This window comes from Microbacterium jejuense (genome assembly GCF_039544225.1).
GTDB classification, from domain to species: Bacteria; Actinomycetota; Actinomycetes; order Actinomycetales; family Microbacteriaceae; genus Microbacterium; species Microbacterium jejuense.
This window is the reverse complement of the sequence record NZ_BAABLG010000004.1, coordinates 413,972-436,375: the sequence shown is the minus strand read 5'-3', so window position 1 is coordinate 436,375 and position 22,404 is coordinate 413,972. Positions and strand designations below refer to the sequence as shown.

Here is a 22,404-nt window from a genome sequence, read left to right as displayed (position 1 = left end):
GCGGGCTGTCGCGGCATCCGCCCTCGCGATCGTGGCCTCTCCACAGGGGCAGCGTGTGTGCGCAAGTCATCCACAGATCGCTGGATCGTCGGGTCGCGGGTGCGCGCTGCGGGCGAAGCTCGGCGCATGGACCTCTTCGCGATCCGCCATCACGTGTTGTCACGCGATGCACTGCAGATGCGCGGCATGTCACGCGCGAGCGTACGCGTCGCGGTGTCGACCAAGCGATTGGTGCGGGTCCACCACGGTTGGTATGTGGATGCCGCCACCTGGCGCGCCTGGTATCCCGAGCAACGGCACGCCGCAGTGGCGATCGCGGTGGCGCGGGCCCAGCGCTCGGGCGACGTGCTGCTGTCGCACACCTGTGCTGTCGTGCTCCACGGTCTGCCCCTGTACCGGTACACGCCGGCACGAGCGCACGTGACCGGGCCGGGTTCCGCCGGAGCGACGAGGGCGCGGTCGCACCCGTCGACGTCCGGCGACGGCATACGCGCGGTGAAGGGGCCGCCCGTCCGGCACGCGAGCGAGATCAAGGAGCACCGGCACGTCATCGCAGGCCTCGCCGTGACGGACCTCGCACGGACGGTCGCGGACGTGATCGGCCGACTGCCGCTGGCCACAGCGGTGGCGATTGCGGATGCTGCGCTGCGACAGGTGGCGCTGCCTGAAGGTTCGCGCGATTACGCTGCCGAAGCCGCCGAACGCCTTCGGCAGCGAATCCTCGAGTGCGCGGCGCTGCGCCCGGGCGCGCGGGGGAGTGTGCAGGCGCGGTGGGTCGCGCAGTTCGCCGACGGCCGTGCCGCGTCACCTGGTGAGAGCGTCAGCCGGCTCTACTTCCATCAGCTCGGATTCGCCGCGCCGGAGCTGCAAGCCCGCGTCGATCATGACGCGGGATACTACGAGATCGACTTCGGCTTCGAGGACCTCGGCATCTGGGGCGAGTTCGATGGACACCGCAAGTACCTCGACGGCGACATGCTCGACGGCATGTCGACAGCTGATGCGCTGCTCGCCGAGAAGCGTCGCGAGGATGACATCCGCGGGCGGACCGGGCGTCGCGTGATCCGGTGGGAGTCCGAGGACATCGCGAGCCTCGAGACCTTCCGCAAGAAGCTGGCGTCGTTCGGGATCTGCCCGCCTGGCGGGCCGGGCGTGGCGACGCCCACGTTCCGCGGTCCCAAGCTCTGACGCGGCTCTGCTGAGCGGTCACGCCCGGCGCGGACCGAGGCCGCCCGTCGCGCCACACCGCGCCCCGCCGCTGTCTCGCCCCTTCGCTGCGCGGGAGCGCGGCGAAGCGCCGCAGTCGTGCGCGAGACGCCGCAAGCCTTGCGTCGAGGTGAGGCGCGTCGCGCACGTCTGCGGCGTCTCGGGGATCGGGTGGATGCTGCCACCCCGGCTGCTGCGGCGGTCGAGGTGCACGAACCGAGGCGGCCGGTCGAGTGCAGCCGGCAAACGGCCTCGGATAGGCTGTGAGCCGCCCGAATGGGAGGGGTGTCGCGTCCGGCGTGCACACATTCGGCAGTGGTGACCGACAGGCATGCGTCGGTCGCACGAAGGGATGCCATGAGGCACATCAGTCCACGACGTTTCACCCGCACCGTGGCCGCGTGCGCTGCGGCCGGGCTCGCCGTGGCTCTCGGAACCGTCGTCGGGGGAGCTCTCACGGCCGAACCTGCCGCCGCGCAGTTGCGCGAGTGCCCGCCCGGCACGCTGCCAGGGCCGAACAACAACGACCCCGACGTGTGGACCGACAACAACATCGCGGTCTATGCCGGCAAGGACTTCGAGGTCGCCAACACCGGCGGCGAGGTCGAGGGGCTGTTCGTGGTCGAGCGCGACGCGAACATCAATAAGGACGGCGGCGTCTTCAACATCGGCACCGTGGGCGTCGGCTCGGGCGTCGCACCCTCGGGCGGCGACGTGATGTTCGCGGTCGGCAATGACCTGTCGATCCTGACGGGGACGCGCATCGACGTGGGCTTCGGCGCGTACGACGAGACGAACACGACGCTGCTCGGCGGCGACGTGCAGGTCGGCGGGACGACCGACCCGCTGTACGTCGACCCGAACCCGGCCGGCCCCAACCACGACCAGCCGCCGTACACGATGAACAACGGCACGCTCACCCAGAACATGGGGGCCGCGGCCACCTCGGACTGGGCAGGCTGGGGCGACACGCTGACGCAGCAGTCGCAGGGCTTCTCGGCGCTGCCGACGACGGGCACCGTCGCCCTCGAGAGCGGCGCCCTGGTGCTCACCGCGGACGAGCCGGATGCCTCGCCGCAGGTCTTCACCGTCGACGGTGCGATGCTGGCGGCATCCAGCGATGTCAACTTCCACAACATCGGCGACGACAGCACCGCCGTCATCATCAACGTCGCCGGCGCAGCGCCTCTCACCTGGGCGCCGAACCTGTTCTGGGAGGACGGGCAGATGGCGAGCGACTTCGCCAGCCCGCTGTTCGGCATGGTCGCGCAGCGCACCATGTGGAACTTCGCCGACACCACCTCGCTGACGATCGCCGGCGCGAGCCAGGTGCTCGGCTCGATCATCGTGCCCGGCGTGAACGCCGACGACGCCGCACCGACGCTGTCGCTGACGGCGAGCACGAACGGCCGGGTCATGACCAACGGCTCGATCCTCATGAACGGCCGCGGCAACGAGATGCACAACTACCCGTGGAACTACGGGCCGTTCTCGTGCATCACGGTGCCGAGCGCGTTCGAGATCCAGAAGGTCGTCGAGGGCGACGGTGCGCCCACAGGCGTCCTGTTCGGGGGCACCTGGTCGTGCACGGCCGACGGCGCCGTCGTGGCCGAGGGCCTGTGGTCGGCGCCCGCCGGAGGCTCGTCGGGCCGCATCGTCGTGCCCACCCCGTCGACCTGCACCGTGACCGAGCTGGTCCCCGATTCCGATCCGCTGGACGGGTCGTGGGAGGACCCCGTCGTCGATCCGGCGACGTTCGACGTCGACGCCGCGAGCATCATCGACCCGGTGATCGTCACCGTCACGAACACGTGGACGCCCGCCCCGGCGTACGAGCCGGGCGCGTTCCAGGTGGAGAAGGTCGTCGAGGGCGCAGGCGCGCCCGACCTGACCTTCGCCGGCGCCTGGTCGTGCACGCTCGACGGCGACGTCGTGGCCGAGGGCACATGGCAGGCCGGAGCGGGCGAGACGGCCGGGCCGTTCGAGGCCCCCGTCGGCTCGGAGTGCACCGTCGGCGAGAGCCCCCTTCCGCGTGCCGCCGCCGGCACGTGGGCCGCGCCGGTCATCGAGGGCTCACCCGTCACGATCGAGTCCGGCACCCTCGAGGAGCCTTCGGTCGTCACCGTCACCAACACCTGGACCCCGCGCCAGATCGGCGCCTTCGAGATCACGAAGGCGGTCACCGGCACCGGTGCGCCGGCGCTCACCTTCACGGGGGAGTGGTCGTGCACCCTGGGCGGCGATGCCGTGCTCGACGGCACGTGGTCTGCGGCCGCCGGCGACACCGACGGACCGTTCCTGGCCCCGGCCGGCGCCGCCTGCACGATCAGCGAGGACGACGCGTCGTCGTACCCGGACGGCGCGTGGGCCGACCCGGTGATCGCCCCGTCGACCTTCACGATCGAGGCGGGCACCGTTCAGGACCCGACCCTCGTCACCGTGACCAACACCTGGGTGCCTGAGCAGGCCGGCGCGTTCGAGGTCACCAAGACGGTCGTGGGCGACGGTGCGCCGGAGCACAACTTCGTCGGACGCTGGACGTGCACGGCCGACGGTGACGAGGTCGCCTCCGGCTTCTGGGTGGTCGCTCACGGCGGTACCGCGGGACCGTTCGAGGCGCCGGTCGGTGCGGTGTGCACGGTGACCGAGCGCACGCCAGCTCCGACCGACGCCGGCTCGTGGGAGACGCCGGAGATCGAGGGCTCGCCGGCGACGATCACCGCAGTCGCCGACCAGGACCCGCTCACCGTTTCGGTGACGAACACGTGGACGCCCACGCCGACCCCCACCCCGACCCCCACCCCGACTCCCACCCCGACGTTCACGCCCGCACCGGATCCGACGCCCACTGTCGCCCCGACTCCGACGCCGACCTCGCCCACGCCGCTGCCGGCGACGGGTGGGACCGTGCCGTGGGCGGTGATCGCCATCGGCGGCGGGCTCCTCGTCGTGGGTGCCGCGGTCGTCGTGGTGGCACTGGTGCGTCGCCGGCGCGGCTGATGAGACATGTGGATGCCGCGACCCGGCGGGTCGCGGCATCCACTCGGTCCGCAGCCGTGGCCCGGCTTGCCGAGGTCTCTACTATCACGTATGCTTGATCTTTGGTGCGTTGCGCCTGTATTGGCGTGTCGTCGCACCGATCCCATCCACCGCAGATCGACCGGTCTGCACAAGTGTTAGCGAGCGTATGGCGAAGAAAGACGGTGTCATCGAGATCGAGGGCGTCGTGTCCGAGGCCCTGCCCAACGCGATGTTCCGTGTTGAGCTGAGCAACGGTCACAAGGTGCTCGCCACGATCTCCGGCAAGATGCGGCAGAACTACATCCGCATCATCCCCGAGGACCGTGTCGTCGTGGAGCTGTCGCCCTACGACCTCACCCGCGGGCGCATCGTCTACCGCTACCGCTAGACCGGTCGAGAAGTAACGCCCCAGGCGCGCCCGGAAGGGTCGAGCCTGCCCGGCGAAGACAGCGAAGAGAAGAAATCATGAAGGTCAACCCCTCCGTCAAGCCCATCTGCGACCACTGCAAGGTCATCCGCCGCCACGGCCGCGTCATGGTGATCTGCAAGAGCAACCCGCGCCACAAGCAGCGCCAGGGCTGAGATCGGCTTGGTGGATGCCGCGAGCCGCGGCATCCACCTCCACAACTGAATACGACACAGGCAGGATCAGAACCCTTCGTGGGGGACACCTCGGGCGGAGGCCCGGGCACCGATCCTGCTCCACACCTCCACTCACTCCCAGGAGAACCCGCATGGCACGTCTTGCCGGCGTCGACATCCCGCGCGACAAGCGCGTGGTGATCGCACTCACGTACATCTACGGCGTTGGCCGTACCCGCTCGAACGAGATCCTCACGGCGACGGAGATCGACGAGAACATCCGCGTCAAGGACCTCACCGACGACCAGCTCGTCGCGCTCCGCGACTACATCGAAGGCAACTACAAGGTGGAGGGTGACCTCCGTCGCGAGGTCGCCGCCGACATCCGCCGCAAGGTCGAGATCGGTTCCTACGAGGGCCTGCGCCACCGCCGCGGCCTCCCGGTGCGCGGTCAGCGCACGAAGACGAACGCGCGCACCCGCAAGGGCCCGAAGCGCACCGTCGCCGGCAAGAAGAAGGCGCGCTAAGGCGCGGCCCCCAGGGTTTAGGAGAGCAAAGCAATGGCACAGGCCAAGTCCGCCGCGCGCAAGCCGCGCCGCAAGGAGAAGAAGAACATCGCGCTGGGCCAGGCCCACATCAAGTCGACGTTCAACAACACGATCGTCTCGATCACCGACCCGTCGGGCGCCGTCATCAGCTGGGCGTCGTCGGGTGGCGTGGGCTTCAAGGGCTCGCGTAAGTCGACGCCGTACGCCGCAGGCATGGCTGCGGAGTCCGCTGCCCGCCAGGCGCAGGAGCACGGCGTCAAGAAGGTCGACGTCTTCGTCAAGGGCCCGGGCTCGGGCCGCGAGACCGCGATCCGCTCGCTGACGGCCGCCGGCCTCGAGGTCGGCTCCATCCAGGACGTGACGCCGCAGGCCCACAACGGCTGCCGTCCGCCCAAGCGCCGCCGCGTCTGACATCCCGCAGCCGGGACACCGTCATGGTGTCCCGGCTACGGCACGCTTTACGGATGCCTGTGCCTCAGGCATCCCGATCAAAACTCAACACCTCACTCACCGCACGTGTCATATAGCGGGCACGTGATCGAAAGGAACACATAGTGCTCATCGCACAGCGTCCCACTCTGACCGAGGAGAAGATCGGGGAGTTCCGCAGCCGTTTCGTCGTCGAGCCGCTCGAGCCCGGCTTCGGCTACACGATCGGCAACGCGCTGCGTCGCAGCCTCCTCTCGTCGATCCCCGGCGCGGCCGTGACGTCGATCCGCATCGACGGCGTCCTCCACGAGTTCAGCACCATCCCCGGTGTCAAGGAGGATGTCACCGAGATCATCCTCAACATCAAGCAGCTGGTCGTCTCCAGCGAGCGCGACGAGCCCATCACCGCGTACCTGCGCAAGACCGGCGCCGGTGAGGTCACCGCCGCCGACATCTCGGCTCCGGCCGGTGTCGAGGTGCACAACCCCGAGCTCGTCATCGCGACGCTGAACGACACCGCCAAGTTCGAGCTCGAGCTCACCATCGAGCGCGGCCGCGGCTACGTCTCGGCGACGCAGAACCGCAACGAGTACGCCGAGGCCGGTCAGATCCCGATCGACTCGATCTACTCGCCGGTCCTGAAGGTCTCGTACCGCGTCGACGCGACGCGCGCGGGCGAGCGCACCGACTTCGACAAGCTCGTGCTGGACGTCGAGACCAAGCCGTCGATCACCCCGCGCGACGCCGTGGCGTCGGCCGGTCGCACGCTGACCGAGCTGTTCGGCCTGGCCCGTGAGCTCAACGTCGAGGCCGAGGGCATCGAGATCGGCCCGGCGCCGGTCGAGACCGTCCTGTCGAACGAGCTGTCGATGCCGATCGAGGACCTCGACCTGTCGGTCCGCTCGTACAACTGCCTCAAGCGCGAGGGCATCAACACCGTGTCGGAGCTCGTCGCCCTCTCGGAGACGCAGCTCATGAACATCCGCAACTTCGGTCAGAAGTCGGTCGACGAGGTGCGCGACAAGCTCATCTCGCTCGGTCTGTCGCTGAAGGACTCGGTTCCCGGGTTCGACGGCGCGCACTTCTACGGCGGATACGACGACGAGACCGTCTGATCCCCCTGATCGACTTTTCACACTGGAGTAACTGAGAATGCCCAAGCCCACGAAGGGTCCCCGCCTCGGAGGCGGCCCCGCCCACGAGCGTCTGCTGCTTGCCAACCTGGCCGCTGCGCTGTTCACCCACAAGTCGATCAAGACGACCGAGACCAAGGCCAAGCGCCTGCGTCCGCTCGCCGAGCGACTGATCACGTTCGCGAAGCGCGGCGACCTGCACGCGCGACGTCGCGTGCTGTCGGTCATCGGTGACAAGGAAGTCGTGCACGTCCTGTTCACCGAGATCGCGCCGCTGGTCGCGGACCGTGAGGGCGGCTACACCCGCATCACCAAGGTCGGCAACCGCAAGGGCGACAACGCGCCCATGGCTGTCATCGAGCTCGTCCTCGAGCCCGTGACCAAGAAGCCGTCGGCGAAGAAGGCCGCTGCCGCCAAGGCTGCGCCGGTCGCCGAGGAGGCCCCGGTCGAGGAGGCCGCCGCCGAGGAGGCTCCCGTCGAGGACGCCGCCGAGGCCGGCGCCGAGTCGCAGGACGAGGGCGCTGCCGCCGAGGCCGCCGCCGAGGAGGCCGTCGAGGCCCCCGCCGAGGAGAAGTCCGAGTAATCGGATCGCCGGGGCTCACCCCCGGCACGGTCGCGGCAGCGATGCCCGGCCACCCTTGCACCGCGAGACCCGTCACCCGTCAGGGTGACGGGTCTCGCTGCTGTATCAGGCCCGCGATGCCTGCCTCTATGCCCGAAAGGGGCCGAGCGCTAAGGTGGGGCCACATCCGGCGTTATGGGGACGCCGGAGGCTGCTGGGGACGCGCGTGAGGCTGCGCGCGGCACACAGGGCGCGCGAAGGGAGAGAGCGTGTCCGCAACGGGGGCGACGGGTGACTCCGCCGTGCGCGCCGATCCGGTGACGCCGTGGGTCGGTCAGCCGCGGCCGCGCTCGCGGAGCGGGCTCTCGATCTATTCGATCCTGCTCATCATGCTGCTGTCGGTCAGCGTGCTGTCGAGCATCGTGGTGGGCATCATCGGGTACGTCAACGGCACCCAGGCGCTCAAGGGCATCGCGTACGAGAGGCTCGTCGAGATCCGCGAGAACCGCAGCCGTGAGGTCACCCAGCTGTTCGACGGCATCGAGAGTGCGGTGCGGCTGGCAGCTCTGGGCGACACCAGCAAGCAGGCCGTGCGCGCGTTCACCGACGGCTACGCGCAGCTGCAGGGCGTGCAGCTCGACGGCGCGGCATCCACAGCGGTGGACCAGTACTACCGCGAGGTGTTCGCGGCGCAGCTGGCCGACGCGACGGGCGAGAGCGTCGACGGCGCCAGCTTCGCGCCGCACACCAATGCCCAGCGCTACCTGCAGTACCACTACGTGACGCCGTACGCCGACTGGGAGCAGGCGATCCGCAACGACGGCGCCGATGACGCCAGCGCGTGGACGCAGGCGCACCGCGAGTACCACCCCTACTTCCGCGCGATGACACAGCTGCAGGACTTCGAGGACGTGCTGCTCATCGACACCCGAGGCGACGTCGTCTATACCGCGTACAAGGGCGTCGACCTCGGCACGAACCTCTTCGACGGGCCGTACCGCCTGTCGAACCTCGCCGACGCCTACCGCGAGGCGATGGCGCGCAACATCGTGGGCAATGTCGTGATCGCCGACTTCGCCGCGTACAACCCGAGCCTGGGCAACCCTGCGGGGTGGGCGGTGACGCCCATCGCCGACGACGGCGAGGTGATCGGCGCGCTCGCCGTCGAGCTGCCCATCGACCGCATCAACGACGTGATGACGGCGCAGGGCGAGTTCGCGCTCAACGGACTGGGGGCGACCGGCGAGACCTACCTCGTCGGCGACGACGGGTACATGCGCTCGGTCTCGCGCGCGCTGCAGGACGACCCCGACGCCTACGAGAAGGCGGCGGTCGCCGCCGGCCTCGCGCCGGCCGCGGCGCAGCTGAGCGTGCAGAACGGCAACACCCTTCTGCATCAGTCGATCGGAGGGGATGCCGTCACGCGCGCGTTCGCGGGCGACAGCGGCACGCTGCTGCAGACGGACTACCTGGGCCGCGACAGTCTCACCGCCTACGCGCCGCTCGACATCGACGGCCTGGACTGGGTGATCGTCGCGCAGCAGACCGAGACCGAGGCGATGGTGCCGGTCGAGGACTTCACGCGCAACCTCATCCTGTCGACGGCCGGGATGATCATCTTCGTCTGCCTGCTCTCGCTCGTACTCGCGCAGGTCTTCGTGCGGCCGCTGCGGCGCCTGAAGACCGCCGCCCAGCGGATCGCGGCGGGCGAGGAGGGGGTTCAGGTCGACGCCGGGGCCAGCGACGAGCTCGCCGACGTCGCCAACGCCTTCAACGACATGAGCCGCAGCCTGCAGGTCAAGTCGCAGCTCATCGCCGAGCAGGAGCGCGAGAACGAGGAGCTGATCCTGTCGTTCATGCCCGAGGGCATGGCGAGCCGGTACAAGCCGGGGGAGGAGGCATCCATCACCCAGGACAGCGACGATGTGACCGTCGTGTTCGCCGACATCGTCGGGTTCGAGGCGCTCGCCCTGTCGCTGTCGTCGGATGAAGCGATCGCACGGCTGAACGACCTCGTGCGGTCCTTCGACGAGGCTGCCGAACGGCACGGTGTGGAGCGCGTGCGCACGACGCGGCAGAGCTACCTCGCCAGCTGCGGCCTCGCGACCCCGCGCGTCGACAACGCGCGGCGCGCGGTCGAGTTCGCCCGCGAGCTCGACACCATCCTCGAACGCTACTCGGCGCAGCAGGGCGTGTTGCTCACGCTTCGCGCCGGGCTCGACTCGGGCAAGGTGACGAGCGGCCTCATCGGCCGCGCGCGGGTCGTCTACGACATGTGGGGGGATGCCGTCAACCTGGCGTTCCGCGTGCAGGGCGACTCCGACGAGCCCGGAATCTACATCACCCAGCGGGTCGCGGACCGGCTGCCGGACTCGATCCCGGTGCGCCCGGCGGGCCAGATCGAGACGCAGAGCGGCGGACAGCGGGTCTGGAAGGTCGAGACGCCGTCCGTCGTGCCGGTGCCGACGGCTCCCGCGGCCGAGGCGTGAGGCATCCATGTCCGACATCGCGCAGCAGCCGTGGTTCTGGCCCGCGGTCATCGTGTCGGTGGGGCTGCCGCTCGCACTCATCGGACTGACCGAGCTCTACAACGCCCTGGTGCGCCGCGGCAGCCGTGCGGCGCCCATCGTCGCCATGGTGCGCAACTACGTCGTGCCGGTGGCGGGCGTGCTGGTGCTGCTGAGCCAGCCGGGCGCCTGGGAGGGGTCGGGCACGTGGCCGAAGGTCATGTGGACGATCTTCGGGCTGCTGGTGATCGTGGTGACCATCAACGCGGTGAACCACCTCGTGTTCCACCGGGCCGAGAAGGGGTCGTGGCGCGATCGGTTCCCGACGATCTTCAGCGACCTGATCCGGTTCGTCTTCATCGTCGTGGGCATCGCGCTGCTGTTCTGGTGGGTGTGGGGCGCGGACGTCGCCGGCGTCTTCGCCGCGCTCGGCGTCACCTCGATCGTCGTGGGCCTCGCGCTGCAGAACGCCGTCGGCTCGATCGTGTCGGGTCTGTTCCTCATCTTCGAGGCGCCGTTCGAGCTGGGCGACTGGATCGAGATGGGGAGCACCCGCGGGCAGATCGTCGAGGTCAACTGGCGCGCCGTGCACCTGGAGACCGGCAACGGCACGATCGTGGTCCCGACCGCGGAGCTGGCCGGCGGCACGTTCACCAACCTGTCGCGCAATCCCGAGCCGTACGCGGCGACCATGGAGTTCGAGTTCGGCACCGACGACCCTCCGGGCCGCGTGCGCGAGCTGCTGGTGACGGTGGCACGCGACATCCCGCTGATCGCCGCCGGTCCCGAGCCCACCGCGAAGACCCTCGGCGGTTCGCGCTACTCGGTCGCGATCCCGCTGCGCACGCCCGGTGACCGGGATGCCGTGTGCGACGCGTTCGCCACCCGCGTCTGGTACGCCGCGCGTCGCGCCGACCTGCACCTCGACGGCGACCTGACCGACGAATGGCGCACGCCCGCCCGCCTGCAGGACGCGCTGCGGCAGATCGCGCCGGCACTGAGCCTCGCCCCGGGCGACACCGACGCGCTGGCCGCCCACACCCGGCTGGAGCGCTACAGCGCCGGCGAGTCGCTGCTGCGTCCCGGCGTCGTCCCCGTCGAGACCCGCTTCATCCTCAGCGGCACGGTCGTGCTCGGCATCCCGACCGACGACGACGGGTTCGTGCAGGTCGCGGTGCTGGGCGTGGACGACCCGATCGGGCTCACCGCGCTGTCGCGCACGCACACCATCTCGCGGGCGGTCGCGACCACCGAGGTCGACGTGCTGGTGGTGCCGGTCGCGGTGCTCGATGACATCGTGCGCTCGCACCCGGTGGTGGCACGGGAGATGGTGCGCGAGACCGACAACCGCGTGCGTCAGGCCACCGCTGCGCTGCGCGCCATCGGGCGCCAGCTGCCACGGGGGCGCGCGGTCGTCGGGTGAGGCGCCCCGGCGGCATAGGGTGGGGACGTGCGCATCCGGCTCGACATCGCCTATGACGGCACGCAGTTCCGCGGGTGGGCCCGGCAGCCGGGGCTGCGCACGGTGCAGGAGACCCTCGAGACCGCGCTCGCCCGCGTCGTCGGCGGCTCGCCGCGTCTGGTCGTCGCCGGTCGCACCGACGCCGGGGTGCACGCCAGTGACCAGGTCGCCCATGTCGACCTCGATGACGACCAGCGCGAACGCATGCTGTCCCGTCACGCCCGGCCGACCGCCGGCGAGCAGACGCCCGAACAGCGCACCGTCGCGCTCGCCGCACGAATGACGGGGGTGCTGGGGGCCTACTCCGACGTCGCGGTCACCGGGTCGCGCCTCGCGCCCGAGGGCTTCGACGCGCGCTTCTCGGCCGTGTGGCGCCGGTACGAGTACCGCATCGCCGACACGGTCACCGGCTACGACCCGCTTGAACGCAACCGCACGACCACAGTGCGCGCCGCGCTGGACGAGACCGCGATGGATGCCGCCGCCCGAGCCCTCATCGGCCTTCACGACTTCGCGGCCTACTGCAAGCCGCGCGACGAGGCGACGACGATCCGCACGCTGCTCGAATTCGACTGGCATCGGGACGCGGCGGGCGTCCTGGTCGCCAACGTCAAGGCCGACGCCTTCTGCCACAGCATGGTGCGCGCGCTGGTCGGCGCGTGCGTCGCGGTGGGCGAGGGCCGCCTCGATGTGGACGACGTGGTCGACATCCGCGACGCGCAGGAGCGCGTGCCCGAGGTGAAGGTGCTCGCGGCGCGCGGTCTCACGCTGTCCGAGGTCGGGTACCCCGCAGACGAGCTGCTGGCTCAGCGCGCCGAGCAGACGCGCGCGCGGCGCGCGCTCGATGAGCCGTCGACCGGCGGGGAGCCGCCGCTAGACTGACCGGACGTTTCCCGCCGGGGGCCGATACGGGGGTCGCATGCGCAGGTTCAGTCGCTACGTCGCGGTCGCGACGATCGGCGCGGTGAGCGTCGTCGCGCTCGCAGGATGCGGGCCCGCGCCGTGGGACGCGGGCGGAGCGAGCACTCCCGCCGCCACCTCCACGGCAGTGCCGACGCCGGTGCCCAACGATCTGTCGGGCGGTTCGACGCAGCGGGAGCTGACCGCGGGACCGGTCACGGCAACCGTCGACTACTGGTCGACACTGTCGATGGACCACTGGACGGCGGAGGCTGTCAAGCCGGTCAGCATCGCCCTCAAGACGACAGTTCAGCCCGCGGACGGCCAGAAGGTGTACCTGCAGCGTGCCGCGATGATCGCGGTGCCCTCGTCGCCGACGGGTTCGCTCGAACCCCTCGATCCCCAGGTGGACGCGTCGACGGTGAGCCCGGGGTACCTGGTGCTCGACCCCTACAGCTACTCGCAGACGTTCAACGTCGGACCCGTGCCGGCCGAGGCGACCTCGGTGACGCTGCAGTTCAGCTACGACTTCCTCGTGCAGACCACGCCGACCTCGAGCGAGTACGCCAAGCAGACCGCGACCGACACCATCACGGTTGCTCTGTCCGGCTGATCAGTCGTTCCACGATCGTCGCGCCGACCCGCTCCCACCGGTCGCCGCCCTTGCCGCTGGCCAGGCGCGCGGCCTCACGGCTCGTGTACACCAGTGTGTCCAAGTCATAACCGAGCACCGACGCGGGCGCCCAGCCGGCGCTCGCCGTAGGGCGGATGGGCAGCGCGCCGTCCACGTCGAGCTCGGTGATCCGCTCCAGGACCGTGCGCAGCTGATCACGCACCGTCGCCTCCGGGCGCGGCACCAGCGCCACCACCGCTCCCGCCGTCGGCGAGCCGACATCGGACTCGGCGGGGAACACCTCGCGTGCGGTCAGCTCGAGCCGGTCCGACAGGGCCGAGAACGCCGGCGCCCCTGCGATCTGGCGGATGTCCGCCGCATCGTCGAGCGCTAGGAAGACGACCGACCACGGTTCCGAGGTCCGCTGCGCCCGCAGCAGCCGTTCCCCTGACGTCCGCTCGAACTGCTGCCACGCCGTGGAGACCGTCGCCGAGCGCCCGAGCCCGCCCTCGCGGGCGGCGGTGCCGACGACGGCGATCAACGCGCAGGCGACGTACACCAGCATCCCGACCGAGGAGATCAGCCGCACCAGCGTGAAGTCGTCCCCGCCAGAGGGCGGGAACACGAACCCCGACACGAACGTCGCGGCGCCGGTGACGAAGAACGCGATCGACACGATCGCCATCGGCAGCAGGAGGCGATCGCCGCGCACTCCGGGTCCGCGGCGGGCCCAGTCGAAGACGAACAGCGCGGCGAACACCGATGCCGCGAAGAAGACCGTGCGGTAGGCGATCGTGAAACGCACGATGTCGCCCGCCAGGGCCAGGGCGAGCGCCGACACCAGCGCCAGCAGCCCACCCGACCAGACATGCGGGCGCAGCCCCCACTCGGCACGGAATCCCGACCACAGCAGCGCCGGCGAGCCCATGAGGGCGCCCAGCGATGCACGGCGCAACGTCTCCATGCCGGTGACGTCGCCGGCCACCACACCGTACGTCGCAAGCATCGCCAGCGCGAAGGCGAGACTCCAGTACAGCGTCGGCGGTCCGGGCTTGACGAGGAACGCGATGCCGACGGTCAGCATCGTTGCGAGAGTGGTGATCACGGCCTGCGCGATACCGAGGTCGATGCCGGTCTGGGCGAGCAGCTCGGTCATGCCGATCCCTCCTCGGGGCGCTGTGCGGGGCGAACCGGCGCATCCGCCAGAGGCAGGGCCACGGTCACGGTCGTGCCCACCCCGGCCTCGCTGTCGACGGTGAGCCTGCCACCGTGGGCGTGCACGATGTCGTTGCTGATGCCGAGCCCGAGGCCCGTGCCGCCGGCCTTGTCCTTCGCGTCGGCGGCGCGGAAGTACGGCGTCAGGACGCGAGGGAGGTCTTCGGGTCCGATGCCGATGCCGGTGTCGGCGATCGTCAGGACGACGAAATCGCGTTCGACGGCGGCGCGAACGCGCACGTCGCCGTCGCGCCGCGTGTACTTGATGGCGTTGCTCACGATGTTGTCGACCACCTGTCGCAGCCGGAACCCGTCGGCCGCGATCGGAAGGGCCTCGTCGACGCGCACGTCGATCGCGATGTCCGCCGCGGCGGCCGTCGCACGGAACGAGGCGACGGACTCCAGCACGATCCGGCGCAGGTCGATGTCCTCCACCTCGTCCCGCCCGCCGAAACCGCGACGCGAGGTGGCCGCGAGACTCTCGGTCATGGTGAGCATGCGGTCGCTCGCGGCGATGATCGATTCGAACCGCTCGCGCGTGCGCGGCGGCAGGTCGTCGAGCTCGAGTGCGAGTTCGGCGTTGCCGATCATGACCGTGAGCGGGTGCTTGAGCTCGTGCGAGGCCATCGCGGTGAAGCGTTCGCGCTCGCGCTGGGCGTAGGTGAGGGCCGTCACGTCATGCACGAGAAGCAGGATGCCCGCGTCTTCGTCGCCGCGGGCGGCCAGTCGCTTCGCCGTCACCGACAGGGCGCGCCACTCGCCCTCGGCGGTGAACAGCCACACTGAGGCATCGGTGAAGGTCTCACCCCGGGTCGCGCGCGAGAACGGGCGCTCCGAGTAGGGGATCGGCATACCGCGCAGGCCCGTGTACTCGACCGAGCGGGCGGGCAGCATCGGATCGAGCGGGTCCAGCCCGTAGAGGCGTGAGTACGCGTCGTTCACTGCGAGGATCGCGCCGGCCTCGGAGATGCGGGCGATGCCGGTGTCGATTCCGTTGAGGATCTCCATCGTGCGCCGCTCCTGGTCGGAGCGCCGGCCGAGGGTCGCCGTGAGGCGCCCGGCCTGCCGGCTCAGCAGACGGCGCAGCGAGCGGGTTCTGCGCAGCGCCAGATGTGCGGTCATGCCGATGAAGGTGAGCGAGATCAGCACGACGAAAACCCGCAGCGCTGCGATGCTGCCCGACGTGATGGCCGTGTCGACCAGCAGGATCAAGGCGATCAGCGACAGCATCGCCGCCAGTGCCGAGGCGCGGAAGTGCATCGCGACCCACATCACCGGGAACACCCACAGATAGCCCAGGCGCAGGTCGGTGCCGCTGGAGACCAGACCGATCGCCAGCGCGTCGGCGAAGGGGACAGCCAGCACGACGGGCGCGGGCAGGTGCGACCACGGCACGGCGAGAGTCGCCATCGTCAGCACGACCACCGCGAGCGTGCCGAAGAGGAAGTTCCACTGGCCGAAGACGGCCGGCTGCAGCATCATCACGAGGATCGCGGTGATGAGCACACTGGCTGTGAGGACGAGCTGCGTCAGCCAGATCGAACGTGTGCGGGCATCCGGAGTGCCCACCACGAACGTGGTCCGCGCAGCCCCGATCCGCATGAATCGATTCTATTTGGCCGTTCATCCGGGATTTCGGGTGGTGGGCTGGGTGTCGGCGAACCCGTCTTGTGGATGGCTTGCGCAAACCTTGCGGGAGCACTCGGCGTCCCTCGGGCAGGCATTGCGGTCGGCGGGCGAGGCTGGAGCCACTCCCGAGAACCCGGGACCGAAGACGAGAGCGACGAACGTGACAGACCTGGTGCCCCTGACCCGCAGCGCGCGGGCCACGCGATCCCTTCCGGGCGTGACCGCGCTCGAGGTCATCGACCCGACGCACGGTTTCGCGGACGATTTCGAGGCCGTGCTCGACGACGGCCCGGTGCACCGTTCGACGATCGGCTGCGTCATCCCCGCATACAACGAGGAGGCGTCGATCGCGCAGGTCATCGAGGGGCTGCTCGCTCAGACCCGCGTCCCCGACGTCATTCACGTCGTCGTCAACAACACGTTCGACGCGACAGTGCGGATCGCGTCCGAGTTCGCGGGGCCGCACGAGCTGGTGACCGAGCTCGGCGAGCAGTTCACCGAGGTGTTCGTCCACGACATCGGCAAGAACCCCGACAAGAAGGTCGGCGCCCTCAACTACGGCTACACGCTCGTCGAGGGCTACGACTACCTGCTCGGCGTCGACGGCGACACCGTCGCCGACGCGCGGGCTGTCGAGTACCTCGAGTCAGAGGCCGGCTCGGACACCCGCATCGGCGGCATCTCGGCGATCTACTCGATCGACGACCGCCCGATCAAGGGCACCGTCGCGAAGTTCCTCATCACGGGGCAGCGCTCGCAGTTCGCCGCGTTCAACCTGCACAACCTGCTGCGGGGCCGCAACATGGCCGTCCTGGGCGGGCAGTTCTCCATCTTCTCGACGCAGGCCCTGCGTGACGTGATGGCGGCCAACCGCCAGTCGACGCCGTGGGTGAAGGACTCCGAGGTCGAGGACTCGCTGCTGTCGCTGCAGATCAAGAGCGCCGGATACCTGACAAAGATCAGCCCGTTCGCTCGCGCCGACGTCGGCGGCATGACGACGCTGCGCGCGCTGGACGCCCAGCAGGTGAAATGGACGTACGGGGCGATCGAGCTCATGTGGCCCGGTCAGCGCGGTGACACCAAGGGACAGCCGTTCCACCCGAACCTGCGGGTGCGCTGGCTGGAGAACTTCGGCATGCTCACGAACCTGTTCGTGCGCGTGGCCTTCGTCCTGCTCCTGGCCGGGTCGCTGTCGATCGGCGCGTTCGTGTTCTCGCCCTGGTGGCTGCTGGCTCCGGCCGTCGCGATCGCGCTCAACACGCGAATGGCGCTCACGATGGGCAACCGCAACGCGCGCGACATCCTCTTCGCGATGACGCTCGTGCCCGCCGAGATCTACATGTGGCTTCGCCTCAGCTACTTCGCGCGGTCGTGGACCCGGTTCCTGTCACGCAAGAAGGTCGACAACTGGGCCATGCAGGCCAAGGCGGAGCGCGGTGCGGGGCTCGGCCACTGGACGCCGCTCATCGTGGTGATCGCGGTGATCATCGCCACGTCCGTGATCTGGTCGATGCTCGGCCCGATGGTGCAGTCCACCATCCTGTGGGTCGGCTGGCCGATCGTGGGCGTGGTGACGGTGCTGCAGACACTGTCCATGTTCTTCAAGCTCATCCGTCGGCAGCACGGATACAAGGTCTGACTCGTACCCGAACGAGTCGGAACTGGGGAGAGGCGCCGGTCTGGGGAGTTCGGCGCCAGGGAGGAAAGCGGGGGTGACCGCCTGGGGAGGCGGCCACCCCCGGGGGCCGGCGATGAGGCGCCTGCTCGTCTGGGGCGAGCGGGCGCCTCGTCGATCGTCAGACGGAATCCGCGGTGAGACGGTAGCCGACGCCGCGCACAGTCTCGATGTAGCGCGGGCTGGCCGGGCTGTCGCCCAGCTTGCGCCGCAGATTCGTCATGTGCGCCTCGACGGCGCGCTTGTCGGCATCCCCCACGAAGTAGCTCGTGACGTACGACTCGCCGCGCAGCACCAGGGTCAGGTCGGCCTTGCTGCGCACGCGGCGCTTGGACTCGAGCAGCGTCGCCAGCAGGTCGAACTCGGTGCGCGTCAGCTCCAGCTCGTCGCCGCCGACGAGCACGACGCGGTTCTCGGGGTGCAGCCGCAGATCGCGGTGGACGAGCCATTCGTCGCTGTTGAGGGTCGCCGGGGCCGCCGTCGCTGCGTCGCCGGGCGCGGGCGGGACGACGACCTCCGCGGCGACGGGCACGACCGGGGTCGCCGACGTCGCGACGCGCGCGGCGGGGAACGACGGTCCCACGCTGCCCCGCGAGGCCGGGGCGGGGGAGGCGGAGGCCGGAACGCCGCGCGAGCGGCGCAGCAGCGCCTCGACCCGCGCGCGCAGTTCCCGCGGACGGAACGGCTTCAGCAGATAGTCGTCGGCGCCGGCGCCGAGGCCCGCGATCACGTCCGCCTCCTCACTGAGCCCCGTCAGCATGATGATGAACGTGTCGGACTGGGCCCGGATGCGCTTGGCGGCCTCGATGCCGTCGATGCCGGGCATGTTCACGTCGATCGTGGTCAGCAGCGGCTTGTACGTCAGCACGGCGCGCACGCCGTCGATCCCGTTGCCGACCGACACCGTCGAGAATCCCGACGACTCGAGCACCTCCGCCAGGATGTGGCGGATCTCGGCGTCGTCCTCGATGATGACCGCTGTCTTCAGCTCGTCAGCAGGGGTGCTCATGCGTGCTTCTCTTTCCCGGACGGACGGATGCGGCAGCGACGATGACCGACCCCAGCCGCGGCCCCCGACGCATGCGCAAGTATCCCCGATGCTACACAGGCGGCGAAGGCCAGGTCCGGAGTCATTCCGGCACGGCGTCCCGCGTGAGCTCCACGGCGCCCGCAGGCCACCAGCGACCGGCCGGCGGACCGCCGTTGCACTCGCCGTCGCTCTCGCCGGGCGGCTTCACCCAGAGATTGGTGTCGACGACGTCGTCGCCGATGGTGCCGCCAGGGTCGCCGACGAGGCGACCCCGTGGGTTGCACCACTCGCCGTTCGACCCGGCGCCGTTGCGCGACGTGTCGATGATCGCGTGCAGGTCGTCCAGGTGCGCTGCGACGTCGTGCGCGTACGCGACCTCGTCGTCGGTCACCATGAAGTTGGAGACATTGGTGACGAAGCCGCGGATGCGTCTCCCGCCGTGTGCCCGCGATGCCTGGTCGACCTGTCCGATGAGCTCTGCCATCCGATCGGCCGGGAGCCAGTCGGAATGGCCGCCGTCGACGTAGATCCACGTGCTGTCCGCTGACAGCGCCTGGATCGCCGTGGACAGCTGCTCGACGCGCTCGGCGATGTCGCCGCATTCCGGAGCGAGCGCCAGGCTGTCGGGTTCGAGCAGCACGATCGGCGACGTGTCGGCGGCAACCCGCAGCGCCTCGCCGATCGCGTCGGTCCACTCCGCGTACGCGTCCGCCTCGAGGCCGCCGGCGGAGTGCCCGCCGCAGTCCCGGCCGGGGAGGCCGTAGACGACGACGGCGATGCGCGCCGACTGCTCGCGCGCCTCGACGGCCAGCTGTGCGATGCGCTCGCCGACCTGGTCGGCAGGATCGCCTTCGGGGGTCAGCCACACGGCCGTGGGCTGCTCGCTCAGGTATTGCGCCGCGGCCTGCTCCGGACTGCCGTCGGGGGCCTCGGCGGCGGCCTCGCTCGCCTTCGACTGCGCGGAGGCCACCACCACGGTGCCCTGCGCCGGCTGGTGCGGGGCCTGTGCGCCGCGCACGAGGACGACCGTGATGATGATCGCCGCGATGACGAGCAGGCCCGCTGCTGCGAGGAACGCTGCGGTTCGTCGCGAGAGGGCCACGCCCCGACTCTACGAGAGCGGGCCCGCCGGGGGCGACAGGCCAGGGCTCAGGCGGTGCGCGGACGAGCGGCGTTCACGCGGCCCGGCGCGGCGCGCCGGGCCGTCCGTCCGCTGCGGCTCCGCGATGCGGTGCGGCCGCTCTGCGAGCCGATCAGCTCCCGCAGCGCCGCGGCGAGCGGGCTCGCGGTGGAGGCCTCGGCGTCGAAGGCCTCGGCGACCACGGCAGCGGCGCGCTCGAACTCGCGCGCCGTGTCGACGGCGGCCCGCCGGTCGGCGACGACCTGGTCGGCGGCGGCGTACTCGGCACGCAGACGTGCTCGCTCGCTCTCGTCGATGCCGTGCTGCCGCGCGGTGCGCTCGAGCGCCTCGGCCGCGCGCGAACGGACGGCGACGGCCATGCGCAGGGCGCGCTCGGCGGCCTCGCGCGATGTGCGGCTCGCGCCGACCGCCGCGGCGAGGTCGGTGCGGACATCGCCTACGGGCGAGGAAGTGGATGCTGCCGACATGGGGTCCTCCAGGTTCGGTGTGACGAATACCAAGAGGCGCGGCATCCCGGTTTCGTACATCGCGTTCCGGACATTCCGCTGTGAGGTCAGGATGCGGATGCCGGGAGGACACCAACCGGCAAGCCCTTCGGCATAGGCTGGCCACGCCATGAAGGTCATTTCGTACAACCTGCGCAAGCACCGCGCGGCGGGGGAGCTCAGCCACCTCGTCGAACGTTACGGGGCCGACGCTCTCTGCCTGCAGGAGGCCGACACCACCGACATCCCCGACGAGATCGCCGGGCTGCGCCTGGCCGACTCCACGCAGCGCAACCGTCTGGGGCTCGCGGTCTACTACCGCGAGAACACGTACCGCGCCGTGGACGTGCGTGCGCTCGCCCTCAAGAAGTCCCTGCACGACCGTGTGCTGAAGCCGGCCGAGGAGCGCCTGCTCGGGGTGCGCCTGCACGACATCGACGAGAACCACGACGTGATCGTGGCGTCGTTCCACGCCGCCCCGCTCACGGCGCTCAACTCGCTTCGCCGCCACCAGATCCGCACCGCGCTCGCCGAGCTGCAGCAGCTCGGCGAGGGCGTGCCGGCGATCATGGTCGGCGACTACAACTACCCGGTCTTCAAGGAGCGCCTGGGGCAGCATGTGCGCGACCAGGGCTACGAGCTGAACCTCAGCGACTCGCGCACGTACACGCGCTACCGCTTCTTCCGCGGGCACTACGACTTCGCGACCTCGGTGGGCTTCGAGATCGACCGCGTGCGCACGCTGCCGCAGGGGCTCAGCGACCACCTGCCGATCCTCGTGACCGCGCGCCCCGCCACCGGCGTACGCCGCATCGTCGAGGTCGCCGACGCGGAGTCCGGCGCGGCGTGACTCCGCCCGGCGGATGCCGGGCCGCCGGCATCCCTCACCCGGCGATGATGGACGGATCCGGGTCCGGCCACTTCTCGATGCCCTGCACCACCCAGAACGCGAAGAACAGCACGAGCGCCGCGATCTCGACGATGAGGACGATCGGGACACCGGTCGTGCCCGTCTGCGGCAGCAGGATCGCATAGGCCACCAGCAGCACGATGAGACCGGCCGCGATCGCGATGTAGAGCGCGCGGAACACCGGTGACGGCTGCGGACCCCGCCGTGGGAAGGCGCTGCGCACCGCGGCGGCAGCGAACAGTGCGAAGAACGCCGTGGTCGCGACGAAATGCGCGTGCTGCAGGAACAGGTCGTGCGCCAGGCTCCACGTCAGCGCGACCGCCGCCAGCACGACGACCGCGATGAGCAGCGAGGGCCACACCGCCGCCAGCGAGACCTGCCGGAGCAGCGCGAGCAGCAGCGCCACCAGCACCGCGAGCCCGCCGAGCACGAGGTACACGGTGACGCCGTTCGCGGCATCCGGCTCGAACGCGGCGGGGAAGCACCTCGGCGAGTCGGGGCACGCCACGACGACACCCGGCACCGAGTCCGGCGCGAGTGTCGTCGGCACGAGCGCGATGAGCGGGGCGAACAGCGCGGCGGCGTCCAGCAGGGCGCGTTCGAGACCGCGGCCAGAGAGGGCGAACAGAGCGACGGATGCCGCCACCAGCGCACCCACGAACACATCGCGTGCCGGCGTGTAGAAGTAGTCGCTGATCGAGGTGAGCCAGCCGTACGTCGAGGCGGCCTGGACGACGGCGATGAAGATCGCCACGACAGTTCCTGCGACGCCGATGCGCAGGTACCGGTAGGTGCGTTCCGGCGACGTCGAGACGGCGATGTGCGACATGGCGGTCACGATAGCGCCGGGCGCCGACGAAACGCGCCGGACGCCGCTGTCAGGAGCCGAAGTATGCGCGCGCGTCGCGCGTGTAGAGCAGGATCAGCCCGATGATCGGAAGGATCGCGCCGCCGAGCACGGTCCAGAAGCTCTCGCCCGAGAACAGGCCGACGGCTTCGAGGATGATCGTGACGGTGAACACGATCGCCGCGATCGTGCGGGCTGTCGGACGGCCGCGCCACAGCCCCACGCCCACGGCGAGCGTGATGATCCCGACGATGAGGCTCAGCCAGCCGAGGATCGCCGGCCACGTGATGAACAGGCCGAACACGATGGCGAAGATGGCGCCGACGATCTGGAAGAAGCCCGACAGCCACGCGATGATCGCGACCAGGGTGACGCCGAGGGGGCGGTTGGGCATGCGCTACTCCTTCGCTCGGCCGTCGCCGTGTCGACGGTCTCGCGTACACCGTAGCGATGAACCGGCGCATTTGGACGGAGGGTGCCCTCTGACGTACTATTGATGTTTGGTGTCC

Annotated in this window: 21 protein-coding genes; 14 read left to right on the top strand and 7 right to left on the bottom strand. The window is 70.1% G+C overall.

Annotated features, from left to right (window positions below; all coding sequences use genetic code 11):
- The first annotated feature begins 186 nt into the window (after positions 1–186).
- From ABEA46_RS09530 to ABEA46_RS09475, 12 genes are all read left to right on the top strand, one after another.
- Positions 187–1,188: a hypothetical protein gene (locus ABEA46_RS09530; protein ID WP_345544203.1), complete on the top strand. Its 1,002-nt coding sequence runs from the start codon at positions 187–189 to the stop codon at positions 1,186–1,188.
- A gap of 375 nt (positions 1,189–1,563) precedes the next feature.
- Complete coding sequence (locus ABEA46_RS09525; RefSeq protein ID WP_345544202.1) at positions 1,564–4,206, top strand: DUF5979 domain-containing protein; 2,643 nt, start codon at positions 1,564–1,566, stop codon at positions 4,204–4,206.
- A gap of 187 nt (positions 4,207–4,393) precedes the next feature.
- Positions 4,394–4,615, top strand: a complete 222-nt coding sequence (infA, locus tag ABEA46_RS09520; RefSeq protein ID WP_018171468.1) for a translation initiation factor IF-1 — start codon at positions 4,394–4,396, stop codon at positions 4,613–4,615.
- A 77-nt stretch (positions 4,616–4,692) separates the two neighbouring features.
- Entirely contained in the window at positions 4,693–4,809 is a 117-nt protein-coding gene (gene rpmJ / locus ABEA46_RS09515) for a 50S ribosomal protein L36 (RefSeq protein ID WP_005050492.1), read from the top strand.
- A 152-nt stretch (positions 4,810–4,961) separates the two neighbouring features.
- The gene (rpsM, locus tag ABEA46_RS09510) at positions 4,962–5,336 is read left to right on the top strand and encodes a 30S ribosomal protein S13 (RefSeq protein ID WP_345544200.1); all 375 of its coding nucleotides are present in this window, start codon (positions 4,962–4,964) and stop codon (positions 5,334–5,336) included.
- A gap of 33 nt (positions 5,337–5,369) precedes the next feature.
- Positions 5,370–5,768, top strand: coding sequence for a 30S ribosomal protein S11 (gene rpsK / locus ABEA46_RS09505; protein ID WP_018171470.1), 399 nt, complete (start codon positions 5,370–5,372; stop codon positions 5,766–5,768).
- A gap of 143 nt (positions 5,769–5,911) precedes the next feature.
- Positions 5,912–6,901, top strand: a complete 990-nt coding sequence (locus ABEA46_RS09500; protein ID WP_345544199.1) for a DNA-directed RNA polymerase subunit alpha — start codon at positions 5,912–5,914, stop codon at positions 6,899–6,901.
- Positions 6,902–6,938: 37 nt separating this feature from the next.
- Positions 6,939–7,502 (top strand): 50S ribosomal protein L17, encoded by a 564-nt coding sequence (gene rplQ, locus ABEA46_RS09495; RefSeq protein ID WP_345544198.1) that lies wholly within the window; start codon positions 6,939–6,941, stop codon positions 7,500–7,502.
- Positions 7,503–7,750: 248 nt separating this feature from the next.
- Complete coding sequence (locus ABEA46_RS09490; protein WP_345544197.1) at positions 7,751–9,970, top strand: adenylate/guanylate cyclase domain-containing protein; 2,220 nt, start codon at positions 7,751–7,753, stop codon at positions 9,968–9,970.
- 7 nt (positions 9,971–9,977) lie between these two features.
- On the top strand, positions 9,978–11,411 hold the full coding sequence (locus tag ABEA46_RS09485; RefSeq protein ID WP_345544195.1) for a mechanosensitive ion channel domain-containing protein: 1,434 nt from the start codon (positions 9,978–9,980) through the stop codon (positions 11,409–11,411).
- A 27-nt stretch (positions 11,412–11,438) separates the two neighbouring features.
- Complete coding sequence (gene truA, locus ABEA46_RS09480; RefSeq protein ID WP_345544194.1) at positions 11,439–12,332, top strand: tRNA pseudouridine(38-40) synthase TruA; 894 nt, start codon at positions 11,439–11,441, stop codon at positions 12,330–12,332.
- Between the two features lie 37 nt (positions 12,333–12,369).
- On the top strand, positions 12,370–12,963 hold the full coding sequence (locus ABEA46_RS09475; protein ID WP_345544193.1) for a hypothetical protein: 594 nt from the start codon (positions 12,370–12,372) through the stop codon (positions 12,961–12,963).
- Here ABEA46_RS09475 and ABEA46_RS09470 read toward each other — a convergent pair.
- Positions 12,941–14,119, bottom strand: a complete 1,179-nt coding sequence (locus ABEA46_RS09470) for a hypothetical protein (RefSeq protein ID WP_345544192.1) — start codon at positions 14,117–14,119, stop codon at positions 12,941–12,943. The genes ABEA46_RS09475 and ABEA46_RS09470 overlap by 23 nt on opposite strands.
- The gene (locus tag ABEA46_RS09465; RefSeq protein ID WP_345544191.1) at positions 14,116–15,780 is read right to left on the bottom strand and encodes a sensor histidine kinase; all 1,665 of its coding nucleotides are present in this window, start codon (positions 15,778–15,780) and stop codon (positions 14,116–14,118) included. The genes ABEA46_RS09470 and ABEA46_RS09465 overlap by 4 nt, the downstream gene beginning before the upstream one ends.
- Before the next feature lie 244 nt (positions 15,781–16,024).
- On the opposite strand from ABEA46_RS09465, the gene ABEA46_RS09460 reads away from it, so the two are divergent.
- On the top strand, positions 16,025–17,446 hold the full coding sequence (locus tag ABEA46_RS09460; RefSeq protein WP_345544190.1) for a glycosyltransferase family 2 protein: 1,422 nt from the start codon (positions 16,025–16,027) through the stop codon (positions 17,444–17,446).
- Positions 17,447–17,603: 157 nt separating this feature from the next.
- Here ABEA46_RS09460 and ABEA46_RS09455 read toward each other — a convergent pair whose 3' ends face one another.
- The 3 genes from ABEA46_RS09455 to ABEA46_RS09445 form a co-directional block, all read right to left on the bottom strand.
- Positions 17,604–18,491 (bottom strand): response regulator transcription factor, encoded by an 888-nt coding sequence (locus ABEA46_RS09455; protein ID WP_345544189.1) that lies wholly within the window; start codon positions 18,489–18,491, stop codon positions 17,604–17,606.
- A gap of 121 nt (positions 18,492–18,612) precedes the next feature.
- On the bottom strand, positions 18,613–19,614 hold the full coding sequence (locus ABEA46_RS09450) for a glycoside hydrolase family 6 protein (protein WP_345544188.1): 1,002 nt from the start codon (positions 19,612–19,614) through the stop codon (positions 18,613–18,615).
- A 47-nt stretch (positions 19,615–19,661) separates the two neighbouring features.
- Positions 19,662–20,165, bottom strand: coding sequence for a hypothetical protein (locus ABEA46_RS09445; protein ID WP_345544187.1), 504 nt, complete (start codon positions 20,163–20,165; stop codon positions 19,662–19,664).
- Positions 20,166–20,268: 103 nt separating this feature from the next.
- On the opposite strand from ABEA46_RS09445, the gene ABEA46_RS09440 reads away from it, so the two are divergent.
- Positions 20,269–20,988 (top strand): endonuclease/exonuclease/phosphatase family protein, encoded by a 720-nt coding sequence (locus ABEA46_RS09440; RefSeq protein WP_345544186.1) that lies wholly within the window; start codon positions 20,269–20,271, stop codon positions 20,986–20,988.
- Positions 20,989–21,022: 34 nt separating this feature from the next.
- Here the strand turns inward: ABEA46_RS09440 and ABEA46_RS09435 are convergent, their stop codons facing one another.
- Positions 21,023–21,877 (bottom strand): hypothetical protein, encoded by an 855-nt coding sequence (locus ABEA46_RS09435; protein ID WP_345544185.1) that lies wholly within the window; start codon positions 21,875–21,877, stop codon positions 21,023–21,025.
- Positions 21,878–21,926: 49 nt separating this feature from the next.
- The gene (locus ABEA46_RS09430) at positions 21,927–22,289 is read right to left on the bottom strand and encodes a hypothetical protein (RefSeq protein ID WP_345544184.1); all 363 of its coding nucleotides are present in this window, start codon (positions 22,287–22,289) and stop codon (positions 21,927–21,929) included.
- Positions 22,290–22,404: the final 115 nt, after the last annotated feature.